Origin of the sequence: Bacillus cereus group sp. N6 (assembly GCF_016483705.1) — a bacterium.
GTDB classification, from domain to species: Bacteria; Bacillota; Bacilli; order Bacillales; family Bacillaceae_G; genus Bacillus_A; species Bacillus_A wiedmannii.
This window is the reverse complement of record NZ_JAEHBI010000375.1, coordinates 1-220: the sequence shown is the minus strand read 5'-3', so window position 1 is coordinate 220 and position 220 is coordinate 1. Positions and strand designations below refer to the sequence as shown.

Genomic DNA, 220 nt, shown 5'->3' with positions numbered 1-220 from the left:
TCATATTAAACGTGCTCCTTTGCGATAATAGTCAATGTTTGATACATTTCATCATCATTCATTGGCGGTTCGATAATGTCAAAGATACGACCCTTCATAGTAATTCGCATTAATTCTGTAATACCTGTTGTATAAGGAATTACAAACCGATACATTCGTGTAGACTGTGAAGCTGAAGCTTCCATATACTCCGAACCTTTTACCGTTTTTATCATTGCCC

Annotated in this window: 1 protein-coding gene; it reads right to left on the bottom strand. The window is 36.4% G+C overall.

Annotation, left to right across the window (positions count from 1 at the left end; translation table 11 throughout):
- Positions 1-5: 5 nt before the first annotated feature.
- Positions 6-220 (bottom strand): phage head closure protein (locus JDS99_RS31635; protein WP_199696557.1); only part of this gene is annotated, 215 nt, incomplete at its 5' end.